The organism is Pseudomonas sp. HLT2-19-2 (genome assembly GCF_054898005.1).
On the sequence record NZ_CM142712.1, the window covers coordinates 5,335,870 to 5,347,464 of the forward strand.

The 11,595-nt window shown below is 57.3% G+C and carries 10 protein-coding genes and 1 pseudogene; 5 read left to right on the top strand and 6 right to left on the bottom strand.

The features are described 5' to 3' along the window. Positions 1-13: 13 nt before the first annotated feature. The gene (locus ACYZTU_RS25065; protein WP_461966321.1) at positions 14-2,080 is read right to left on the bottom strand and encodes a carbon starvation CstA family protein; all 2,067 of its coding nucleotides are present in this window, start codon (positions 2,078-2,080) and stop codon (positions 14-16) included. 161 nt (positions 2,081-2,241) lie between these two features. On the opposite strand from ACYZTU_RS25065, the gene ACYZTU_RS25070 reads away from it, so the two are divergent. Continuing rightward, positions 2,242-2,610: a PilZ domain-containing protein gene (locus ACYZTU_RS25070; protein ID WP_461966323.1), complete on the top strand. Its 369-nt coding sequence runs from the start codon at positions 2,242-2,244 to the stop codon at positions 2,608-2,610. 74 nt (positions 2,611-2,684) lie between these two features. Here ACYZTU_RS25070 and radA read toward each other — a convergent pair whose 3' ends face one another. After that, positions 2,685-4,052 (bottom strand): DNA repair protein RadA, encoded by a 1,368-nt coding sequence (gene radA, locus ACYZTU_RS25075; protein ID WP_033054257.1) that lies wholly within the window; start codon positions 4,050-4,052, stop codon positions 2,685-2,687. Positions 4,053-4,723: 671 nt separating this feature from the next. Here radA and mscL point away from each other — a divergent pair. Then, complete coding sequence (gene mscL / locus ACYZTU_RS25080) at positions 4,724-5,137, top strand: large-conductance mechanosensitive channel protein MscL (RefSeq protein WP_461966325.1); 414 nt, start codon at positions 4,724-4,726, stop codon at positions 5,135-5,137. Between the two features lie 46 nt (positions 5,138-5,183). Here the strand turns inward: mscL and ACYZTU_RS25085 are convergent, their stop codons facing one another. Further along, on the bottom strand, positions 5,184-5,960 hold the full coding sequence (locus ACYZTU_RS25085; RefSeq protein ID WP_461966327.1) for a ferredoxin--NADP reductase: 777 nt from the start codon (positions 5,958-5,960) through the stop codon (positions 5,184-5,186). Between the two features lie 341 nt (positions 5,961-6,301). Here ACYZTU_RS25085 and ACYZTU_RS25090 point away from each other — a divergent pair, with 341 nt between their 5' ends. Together ACYZTU_RS25090 and ACYZTU_RS25095 are read left to right on the top strand one after the other, a co-directional pair. Further along, entirely contained in the window at positions 6,302-7,033 is a 732-nt protein-coding gene (locus ACYZTU_RS25090; RefSeq protein ID WP_461966329.1) for a helix-turn-helix transcriptional regulator, read from the top strand. Between the two features lie 175 nt (positions 7,034-7,208). After that, entirely contained in the window at positions 7,209-8,333 is a 1,125-nt protein-coding gene (locus ACYZTU_RS25095; protein ID WP_461966331.1) for a methyltransferase, read from the top strand. A gap of 78 nt (positions 8,334-8,411) precedes the next feature. On the opposite strand, the gene ACYZTU_RS25100 is transcribed toward ACYZTU_RS25095, so the two are convergent. From ACYZTU_RS25100 to ACYZTU_RS25110, 3 genes are read right to left on the bottom strand one after another with little or no spacing between them, the layout of a single operon-like run. Further along, positions 8,412-8,579, bottom strand: a complete 168-nt coding sequence (locus ACYZTU_RS25100; protein ID WP_074880353.1) for a DUF2474 domain-containing protein — start codon at positions 8,577-8,579, stop codon at positions 8,412-8,414. Positions 8,580-8,635: 56 nt separating this feature from the next. Further along, positions 8,636-9,643, bottom strand: coding sequence for a cytochrome d ubiquinol oxidase subunit II (cydB, locus tag ACYZTU_RS25105; RefSeq protein ID WP_461966333.1), 1,008 nt, complete (start codon positions 9,641-9,643; stop codon positions 8,636-8,638). 3 nt (positions 9,644-9,646) lie between these two features. Beyond that, positions 9,647-11,086, bottom strand: coding sequence for a cytochrome ubiquinol oxidase subunit I (locus ACYZTU_RS25110; protein WP_461966335.1), 1,440 nt, complete (start codon positions 11,084-11,086; stop codon positions 9,647-9,649). A gap of 303 nt (positions 11,087-11,389) precedes the next feature. Here ACYZTU_RS25110 and ACYZTU_RS25115 point away from each other — a divergent pair. Then, a pseudogene (locus tag ACYZTU_RS25115) lies at positions 11,390-11,587 on the top strand (MFS transporter); the annotation flags it as partial. Between the last annotated feature and the right edge of the window lie 8 nt (positions 11,588-11,595).

The following is an 11,595-nucleotide window of genomic DNA, read 5'->3' on the forward strand; positions in this document are numbered from 1 at the left end:
CTGCAATCCTCGATTACGCATCCGGCAGCGCCTGGAATGGCGCTTCTTTATCCGTACGTTCTTTGCTGCCCCAGGCGGCGATACCGACCTTCAGTGCAAAGAACAGGATACTGAATACCACGAACAGGAACAGCGCCGTCAGCGTTGCGTTGGTGTAGGCGTTGAAGATCACGTGCTGCATCTGGGTGATGTCCTTGGCTGGCGCGAGGATCTGACCGTTGGCCAGGGCATCGCTGTATTTCTTGGCCAAGGCCAGGAAACCGATCGCCGGATTGGCATCGAACAGCTTGATGAAACCGGCGGTGGTGGTGCAGATCAGCAACCACACCGCTGGCAGCATGGTGACCCAGACGTAACGCTGGCGCTTCATTTTGATCAGCACGACGGTTGCCAACATCAGCGCGATACCCGCCAGCATCTGGTTGGAGATACCGAACAGCGGCCACAAGGTGTTGATGCCACCCAGCGGATCGATCACGCCTTGGTACAGCAACCAGCCCCACATCGCCACGCAGCCGGCGGTTGCGATCAGGTTGGCGGTCCAGGATTCGGTGCGTTTTAGCGCCGGCACGAAGGAACCAAGCAAGTCCTGGAGCATGAACCGCCCGGCACGGGTCCCCGCGTCGACGGCGGTGAGGATGAACAGCGCTTCGAACAGGATCGCGAAGTGGTACCAGAACGCCATGGTGTTTTCACCCGGCAGGACACTGTGCAGGATCTGCGCGATGCCGACCGCCAGGGTCGGCGCACCGCCGGCACGGGCCAGGATCGTGGTTTCCCCGATGTCCTTGGCCACCGCTTGCAGCGCTTCCGGGGTAATTGCAAAACCCCAGCTGCTGACGGTTTGCGCCACAGTCACCACGTCACCGCCGACGATCGCCGCCGGACTGTTCATGGCGAAATACACGCCTGGCTCGATTACCGACGCGGCAACCATGGCCATGATGGCGACGAAGGATTCCATCAGCATGCCGCCGTAACCGATGTAACGGGCATCACCTTCGTTAGCCAACAGTTTCGGCGTGGTGCCCGAAGCAATCAGCGAGTGAAAACCGGAGACCGCGCCACAGGCAATGGTAATAAACAGGAACGGGAACAGCCCGCCCTTCCACACCGGTCCGGTGCCATCGATGAACTGGGTCAGTGCTGGCATTTTCAGGTCGGGCATGGTGATCAGGATGCCGATCGCCAAGGCCACGATGGTGCCGATTTTCAGGAACGTCGACAGGTAATCGCGCGGCGCCAGAATCAGCCAGACCGGTAACGAGGCGGCCACGAAACCGTAACCGACCAGCATCCAGGTGATCTGGATGCCGGTGAATGTGAATGCCTTGGCCCACACTGGATCGGCGGCAATTTGTCCGCCCAGCCAGATCGAACCGAGCAGCAGCAACACGCCGACCACGGAGATTTCGCCGATGCGGCCCGGGCGGATGTAGCGCATGTAGATGCCCATGAACATCGCGATCGGGATGGTCGCCATCACCGTGAAAATACCCCACGGGCTTTCGGCCAGGGCCTTGACCACGATCAGCGCCAGCACCGCGAGGATGATGATCATGATCAGGAAGCAGCCAAACAGCGCGATGGTGCCGGGGATGCGGCCCATTTCTTCACGAACCATGTCGCCGAGGGAACGACCGTTGCGGCGGGTGGACATGAACAAGACCATGAAGTCCTGAACGGCACCGGCCAGCACCACGCCGGCAATCAGCCACAGCGTACCGGGCAAATAGCCCATCTGCGCCGCCAGGACCGGACCGACCAGCGGCCCCGCGCCAGCGATGGCCGCGAAGTGGTGACCGAAGAGGACGTGTTTGTTGGTGGGGACGTAGTCCAGACCATCATTGTTGAGCACGGCGGGGGTGGCCCGTCGCGGGTCGAGTTGCATCACATTGTTAGCGATGAACAGACTGTAGTAACGATAGGCAACCAGATAAATGGCCACGGCAGCGACCACAATCCACAAGGCGTTGATCGCCTCACCTCGGCGCAATGCCACGACACCAAGGGCGCTCGCCCCAACGATTGCCAGCAGCAGCCAGGGTAAGTGGCGTAGCAGGCGATTATTGTTTTTCATTTTATGATTCCAGCCAGGGTGGACAAGAAAGAAAGCCATCCCGAGTTTAGCTCGCCTGACAGCAAAGGCCATACCCACGACATTGATCCAGACACTTGTCTTGGCTGGCAGGTTTTGACAATGCGGGTCTATAGTCAGCGAACCTTTTCGAGGATTACGCCATGAGCGAGCACCCCGCCGATCGCCGCCGCTTCAAACGTATTGCGTTCGATGCCCGAACCGAGCTGAGCCAGGGGGAGTTCATCTGGCCGGTGAAGCTGATTGATCTATCCCTGAAGGGACTGTTGATCGAGAAGCCCGAGCCTTGGCTGGGTAATCGGGAGTGGCATTTCCTGGTCGATATTCATCTCAACGAAGACGTCGAGATCAAGATGGATGTGATGTTGACCCACGATGACCATGGCCAGCTCGGATTTGTCTGCAAACACATCAGCCTGGAATCCATCGAACGCCTGCGGCGGTTGATTGAGCTCAACCTGGGGGATCCCGAGGAACTGGAACGCGAACTGGGCGCCCTGATCGAAATCTGAAGACCGGCGCCATGCCAAATGTGGGAGATTCTATGGTGCAGGACAACCCTGCAACATAGAATCTCCCACCGGGCTTATTCGAACAACGCGTCCAACGCCTGTTCCAAACGTGTCACGGCAATAATCTGCAACCCCGGCGGCGCTTCTTTCGGTGCGTTGCCCTTGGGCACGATGGCGCGCTTGAAGCCGTGCTTGGCCGCTTCTTTCAAGCGTTCCTGACCGCTCGGCACTGGACGCACTTCACCGGACAACCCTACTTCGCCGAACACCAGCAAATCATGGGGCAGTGGCCGGTTGCGCAAACTGGACATGACCGCCGCCATCAGCGCCAGGTCGGATGCTGTTTCCAGCACCTTCACCCCGCCAACCACATTGAGAAACACGTCCTGATCGTGGGTCGGAATGCCGCCGTGACGGTGCAATACCGCCAGCAACATGGCCAAGCGGTTCTGATCCAGCCCCAGGGTGACCCGACGCGGGTTGGCCAGATGACTGTCATCGACCAATGCCTGCACCTCGACCAACATCGGCCGCGTGCCTTCCCACGTCGCCATGACCACACTGCCCGGCACTTCTTCCTGCGCACGGGTGAGAAAAATCGCCGAAGGGTTGGAGACTTCTTTCAGCCCCTTGTCCGTCATGCCGAACACGCCCAGCTCGTTCACCGCGCCGAAACGGTTTTTCACCGCCCGCAGCAGACGCAAACGCCCATCGGACTCGCCTTCGAAATACAGCACGGTATCAACCATGTGCTCCAGCACTCGCGGCCCCGCCAATGCGCCTTCTTTGGTCACGTGGCCGACCAGGAAAATCGCTGTGCCGCTCTGCTTGGCATAGCGCACCAGTAACGCCGCACTTTCCCGAACCTGCGACACGCCGCCCGGTGCCGATTGCAGCTGCTCGGTGAAGATCGTCTGAATCGAGTCGATCACCATCACCTTGGGTTTTTCCTGTCTGGCCGTGGCGATGATGGTTTCGATGCAGGTTTCGGTCATCACCCGCAGTTGATCCTGAGGCAAGCCGAGACGGCGGGCGCGCATGGCCACTTGCTGTTGGGACTCTTCGCCGGTGACGTACAGCGCCGGCATGACTTTGGCGAGATTGCACAAGGTTTGCAGCAGAATGGTCGATTTGCCGATGCCCGGATCACCGCCGATCAGCACCACCGAACCGTCTACCAGACCACCGCCCAGTACCCGATCAAGCTCGCTGGAGGCGGTGGAAAAACGCGGGATTTCTTCGACGCTGACTTCGGCCAGCGTCCTGATCTGTGCCTGTTGTCCGGTCCAGCCGGTGCGACCGCTGGGTGCTGCGGCGCCACCACTCTCCACCATGGTTTCGGTCAGCGTGTTCCAGGCCCCGCACTCGCCGCACTGGCCAGCCCACTTGGGGAAGGTTGAGCCGCACTCGGTGCAGCCGTACATGCGCTTGGCCTTGGCCATCTGAACTCCCGACAAAAAAACGCGATGATAGCTCAGCTGGAGTGGATCAGTGCGGCGAAGTTACCCAGCGGATCTCGGTAGTCACTTGTTCAGCCCTTGGAATACATTCACCGTATGACTAACCATAAACCCTGTACAACCTCCCGTCCTAACATATTCAATAGAATACTAGTCTCGCTCTATGAAACAACATTCAAAACCTGTACAAATCCTTGCCATTTAAAACCTGAACGTACAATTCAACTATTAAGCCAACTTTATAATAAGAACAGCCAAGTTAATGGCAACATAATGGCGTTTTTAATATAAAAAACAGGGAATTTGTATGAGGTGCGAGTCTTTACACCCTGCAAACCATTCACATAAAACGTCATATACCGCATATTGCCCTTGCATCAACCCAGTGATGCTACCGCGCCTACTTCCTATGGTTTTATCCTGCGCGTGACTCTACTCAGCAGAGGCGAGTGATCGACGGATAAATGTTCTTCGGGCGCGCTGGAGCCCCCCGTCCAAAGCGGCTATCCCGAGCAAGTGTGATGGCATTTTAAAACTTTTTACCGTTGAGACGGTCGGTTCAGGCAAGCTCTGTAGGCAGTCGTTTCGAGCAGGATGCATCTTGCTGATTTACACTGCGCTCACCAACCTCATCTGTAACAAGGAAATAACCTATGGGCGTGATAACTGAGTTCAAGGCCTTCGCGGTCAAAGGTAACGTGGTCGACATGGCCGTCGGTATCATCATCGGCGCCGCCTTCGGCAAGATCGTTTCATCGTTTGTCGGCGATGTGGTGATGCCACCCATCGGCCTGCTGATCGGAGGGGTGGATTTCAGCGACCTGGCCATCACGCTCAAGGCAGCCAACGGCGATATCCCGGCGGTAATGGTGGCGTACGGTAAATTCATCCAGAGCATGATTGACTTCATCATCGTCGCCTTCGCGATCTTCATGGGTGTAAAAGCCATCAACCGTCTGAAACGCGAAGAGGCCGTTGCGCCAACGCTGCCGCCGGTTCCGACCAAAGAAGAGGTGCTGTTGGAAGAGATCCGCGATCTGCTCAAGGCCCAGAACACTCGGCCCTGAACGCTTTCGTGAAACAAGAATCGGCGCCCTCGAGGCGCCGTTTTATTTACCAATAGTTTTCCACCGCCACTTGCCCGGGGCGTCGGCTGAGGCTCAAGTGCATGTCGCGCTGTTTGAGCAATTTACGCGTGTCATCGATCATCTGCGGATTGCCGCAGAGCATGACCCTCGAATGCTCGGCCGTCAGCGCCAAGCCTGCCGCCCGTTCCAGCTCGCCACTTTCGATCAGCGTCGTGATCCGGTCACTCATGGCCCCAGGATGCTGCTCGCGAGTGACGGTAGTGATGAACCGCAGCTTGTGGGCAAACTTCGCTAAATAGTCGCGCTGCGCCAACCCGCTGATGAGCTCCTGATACGCCAGCTCCCGGGGTTCACGCACACTGTAGACTAGGATAATTCGTTCGAATTTCTCCCAAACCTCGAAGTCCTGCAGGATTGATAGAAACGGCGCCAGGCCGGTACCTGTGGATAACAACCAAAGGTCACGGCCGTCGACAAAGCGATCGAGCGTCAGGTAACCAAAGGCCTGACGTTCGACCAGCAGCGTATCGCCGACTCCCAGCCGACTTAGCTCGCTGGTGAACTCCCCCCCCGGCACCACAATGGAAAAAAACTCGAGGAATTCGTCATAGGGCGACGACACCATGGAATAGGCGCGCCATACGGTGCTGCCGTCAGCCTTGGTAACGCCCAACCGGGCGAATTGCCCGGCACGAAAACGAAAACCCGGATCCCGGGTGGTGCGCAGGGTGAACAGGCTGGGGGTCAGCGGCTGGACGTCGAGCAACGTCTGACGAGTGAACTTTTCTGCACTGGCGGTCATGGGGCGCTCCATTCAACAGATAGCCACAGTGTCCCGCAAAGCGGCGGGCTTAAACACCGATGATTTGTAGTGGCTTTAACCAAGCACCCATATTCTTAATAACTTCATATAAACGATTTAATACTAACCCTTCAGTTAACTCACAATTACAAAGCCAATGAAATTAAGCACCGACATCCTGCTATCCATGCCGTGCCGCTAAACGTTAGAACCAGAAACTTGTTTAACAAACGCAAGCAACGCGAAAAATTCTCAACACTTATGTAGGAATCATCCTACACTCGCCTCGTGCCGGATTGGATCCAACAGCCCCCAGGCAATTTCACAAACGGAGAGACCAGATGGAGAGGTGGAAGGAGTCACAGCTCAACCAATTAGCGCGTGCAACGGAGATTGATGCTGCCTACCGGATTTCACTTGGATTCGCGAAAAATATAGGTTTTAAATTTTTCGCCTTTTCAACAACATACCAAACAAAAGCTGACCAGTTTAATACTGTTCAGCTCAATAACTACCCTACAGACTGGAACATTGAATATGAACAAAAAAAATTCAGCGCGATAGATCCAGTAGTGGCTCACTGCAATCACTCCAGATTGCCTGTTCTTTGGAGTGAAGAACTGTTTTCCAAAACCCCGTGGTTATGGGACGCGCTCGAAACACAAGGATTGCAGCACGGCTGGTCACAATCCATCCATGACGAGGAAAGCGATCATTGCAGCATTCTGAGCCTGGCCAGAAGCCATTGCCCGATCACTGCGTTTGAGCTGTACGAAAATCTCGGTTTTTCAGTGTTCATCGGGCGCCATCTTCATGCGTTGATCGCGCAGACACTGCCCAAGAAAGCTGCGAAGCCCTGTGCAACGCATTTGACCCCCCGCGAAATCGATGTATTGAAACTGGCGGCTGTGGGTAAGACTGCGTATGAGAGTGCGATAATCCTCAACCTCAGTGCACGCACGGTCAATTTTCATGTGCAAAGCGCGATTCTGAAATTGGGGGTCTTTAACAAGATTTCGGCAGTGCTCGCCGCCACCAAGGAAGGTTTCCTCAACACCAGCGCGATACGTTGACCCAAAAAACCTGCAAGTAATCCAAAAGAAAAAAACGTACCATTTGCGGTCCTTCTTGAGTGATGACGTGTGAACCTTCACGACGCAGTACACTCGGTCGGTCTCGCCCGCTACAACGCCCCCAGGGCGCGGGACACCCGTTGATGCCCCCTGTTGATTACCCAGAGCCCGCCTCATGCCCTTGCTCGAAACACCCTTCGCCCGACTTGACCTGATCCGCCAGCCCGACCAGCAGAACGAACCGCTGCAGGCGTTTGATGCCGCAGACGAATACCTGCTCAACCATCTGGCTGACCAACAGCCCTCGGCCGACACTCGGATTCTGGTACTCAACGACAGTTTTGGCGCATTGGCCGCCAGCCTGGTGGGCAAGGTTCAAGTGACCAGCAGCGGCGACTCCTTCCTGGCCTTTCAGGGGCTGGAAAAGAATCTGGTCCGTAACGGCCAGGCGTTTGATGCGGTGCCGAGCGTACCGGCCAGCGAAGCCATTTCAGGCCCCTTTGACCGGGTACTGATCCGGGTCCCGAAAACCCTCGCCTTGCTGGAAGAGCAATTGATTCGCCTACAGGGCCAACTCGCGCCGGGTGCTCAGGTGATTGCTGCCGCGATGATCAAGCATTTACCCCGAGCCGCGGGCGATCTGCTGGAACGCTACATAGGCCCGGTGCAAGCCTCGTTGGCGGTGAAGAAGGCTCGGCTATTGATCGCGACCGCTGAGGCCAAAGCGCCCGTCGTGTCCCCCTACCCGACTCGTTATCGACTCGACTCGCCTGAGATCGAACTGCTCAATCACGCCAATGTGTTCTGCCGCGAAGGGCTGGATATCGGCACGCGAGCGTTTTTACCGCACCTGCCAAAGAACCTCGGCTCGGCGCGGGTCGCCGACCTCGGTTGCGGTAACGGGGTTTTGGCCATCGCCAGCGCTTTGCAAAACCCTGAGGCCCATTACACGATGGTGGACGAGTCGTTCATGGCCGTGCAATCGGCCGCCGAAAACTGGCGCGCGGCGCTGGGTGACCGGGAAGTGGTTGTACGTGCCGACGATGGATTGGCGGGTCAGGAGCCTCAGTCCCTGGACGTGGTGCTGTGCAATCCACCGTTTCACCAACAACAAGTCGTCGGCGACTTCCTTGCCTGGCGCATGTTCCAGCAAGCCCGAGATGCTCTGGTGGTAGGCGGCGCGCTGTACATCGTCGGCAACCGTCATCTGGGTTATCACAGCAAGCTCGCGCGGTTGTTCCGCGGCGTCGAGCAAGTGGCGGCCACACCCAAGTTCGTGATCCTTAAAGCCCGCAAATGACGGTTAAAAAAAACCCTCCATCGGGAGGGTTGTAAATCCGTGCCGCAAGGCAACGGGATGGGACCACGTGTCAAAAAATCAATGGGTCGTCAGGCCCGCGGCATTCATGAACATGCGCATCAGGCTGGCTACGATGAACAGCGCCACAACGCTGCCGGTCCAGATCATCGCCAGCCAGCCAAGTCGCTGCCAGAGCGGCTTTTTCTCTGCTGCTTCGATTTCCTGCAAGGAATGTTTACCCGCCATCATCGCAATCTCCTCTGAAAGGGCGCAGGCATCAGCACTGCGCCGCTGTCGCGTGTTTAGTGGTAACCATCTTCGTGGGTGACCTTGCCGCGGAACACGTAGTAACTCCAGAAGGTGTAACCCAGGATGAACGGGATGATGAACAACGTGCCCACCAGCATGAAACCCTGACTTTGCGGCGGTGCGGCAGCGTCCCAGATCGAGATCGACGGCGGCACGATGTTTGGCCACAGGCTGATACCCAGACCACTGTAGCCGAGGAAGATCAGCACCAGGGTCAGCAGGAATGGCGTGTAGTGCGCATTGCGAGCCACCGCGCGGATCAGACCGTACATGGTCACCAGCACCAGAATCGGTACCGGCAGGAACCAGTACAGGTTCGGCAGGGTGAACCAGCGAGCGGCAATCTCGGCGTGGGTCAGCGGGGTCCAGATGCTGACGATACCGATCACGGCCAGCACCACGAAAGCCAGTGGCCGAGCCAGGTCATGCATCTGCTCCTGCAACTTGCCTTCGGTTTTCATGATCAGCCAGGTACATCCGAGCAGCGCATAAGCCACCACCAGCGCCGCGCCGCAGAACATCGTGAACGGCGTCAGCCAATCCAGTGAGCCACCGGCAAATTGACGGTTAACCACCGGCAACCCATCAATGAACGCACCCAATGCCACACCCTGGAAGAAGGTGGCGGCGATTGAGCCACCGATAAACGCCTTGTCCCAGAGATGGCGCTTGTCGTCCTTGGCCTTGAAGCGGAACTCGAAGGCCACGCCGCGGAAGATCAGCCCGATCAGCATAAAGATCAGCGGCAGGTACAACGCCGAGAGCACCACCGAATACGCCAGCGGGAAGGCACCGAACAACGCTGCACCGCCCAGTACCAGCCAGGTTTCGTTACCGTCCCAGACCGGCGCGACGGTGTTCATCATGACGTCACGATCGGTTTTTCCCGGAATGAACGGGAAGAGAATCCCGATCCCCAGATCGAAACCGTCCATGACCACGTACATCATGATGCCGAAGATGATGATCACGGCCCAGATCAGCGGAAGATCAATACCCATGATTCAAATCTCCTTGTTCAGGCTGGGGCTGTGGTCGCCGTCACCGTTGTCATCGGCGGCGGACAGCGGCCGGGCCGGTGTGCGTTTCTTGCCTGGACCGCCCTCGGGCGTTTCCTTGCCTTCGTCGATCTTCGGCCCTTTGCGCACCAGGCGCATCATGTAGCCCAGACCGGCACCGAACAGCGCGAAATACACCACCACGAACAGAATCAGCGTGATGCTCATCTGCATGAAGCTGTGATTGGACGACGCATCCGCCGTACGCATCAGACCGTAAACTACCCAGGGCTGACGGCCGATTTCAGTGGTGAACCAACCGGCAAGTATCGCGATCAGGCCGGAAGGGCCCATCCACAACGCCAGGTACAGGAACGGCCGCGAGGTATAGAGCTTGTCGCTCTTGCGCAGCCACAGGCTCCACAAACCGGTGAAAATCATCAGCAAACCCAGGCCGACCATGATCCGGAACGACCAGAACACGATGGTCGAATTCGGCCGGTCTTCAGGCGGGAAGTCCTTGAGCGCCGGCACCTGTTTGTCCAGCGAGTGCGTGAGGATCAGGCTGCCCAGGTACGGAATTTCGACGGCGAATCTAGTCTTCTCGGCTTTCATGTCCGGCCAGCCGAACAGAATCAGCGGAGTCGGTTCATCACCGACGTTTTCCCAGTGGCCTTCAATCGCGGCGATTTTCGCTGGCTGATGCTCAAGCGTATTCAGCCCGTGGAAGTCACCGATGACGGCCTGAATTGGCGCCACGATCAACGCCATCCACATGGCCATCGAGAGCATGGTGCGGATCGCCGGGTTGTCCTTGCCGCGCAGCAAATGCCAAGCCGCCGAGGAACCGACGAAGAAGGCGGTCGCGACGAACGCCGCCGTCGACATGTGCAACAGACGGTAAGGAAACGACGGGTTGAAGATCACCGCCAGCCAGTCCACCGGAATGACCTGGCCATTGACGATTTCGTAGCCCTGAGGGGTCTGCATCCAGCTGTTGGAGGCGAGAATCCAGAAGGTCGAGATCAGCGTGCCGATGGCCACCATGACCGTGGCGAAGAAGTGCAGATTGCGCCCGACCTTGTTCCAACCGAACAGCATGACGCCGAGGAAACCGGCTTCGAGGAAGAACGCCGTGAGTACTTCGTACGTCAGCAACGGCCCGGTCACGGAGCCGGCGAAGTCCGAGAAGCGGCTCCAGTTGGTGCCGAACTGATAGGCCATGACGAGCCCGGAGACCACGCCCATGCCGAAGTTGACGGCAAAGATCTTCGACCAGAAGTGGTACAGATCGCGGTACGTGTCGTTATGGGTTTTCAGCCACAGGCCTTCGAGCACCGCCAGGTAACTCGCCAGGCCAATGGTGATGGCGGGAAATAGAATGTGAAACGAAATGGTGAACGCGAACTGAATCCGGGCAAGATCAAGTGCCTCCAAACCGAACATAAGTCTTCCTCTGTCAGGTAATACCGGCTGAAGGCTTGTGGCCTACACCCACTGCCCCCACGGATATGGAGTGTGGCGAATTTGAATTCGTTCTTTTTTTACAAACATCACAACGTAGGGAGTCTGGCCAACTGGCCTGCGGATCATTTCCACGAACGGTCTTGATCTGGATCAAGCAACGTTAAAAGAGTAGTCCCATTTTTGACGATGGACGGTGTGGTCTTTTGCCGCGTGACAGGTTGCCTCACTGGGCCAGGCATATCGGTGTCTAGCTAACGAAATTTCCCGACCCTACAACTTTTCAACCTGCCTGCACGGCAGACACCGTTGAACAAGGGCAAGGCCACCTTGGACTCGTTGCTGGCGGGCATTCGTTTCATTCGCAGTCGCCCGGACATTCTTGGGGCGATTTCGCTGGACCTGTTTGCCGTCCTGCTCGGTGGCGCCACGGCGTTGCTGCCGGTGTGCGGTATCGGCATATTGGTGATGACTGAGGCCTGGATCAAACT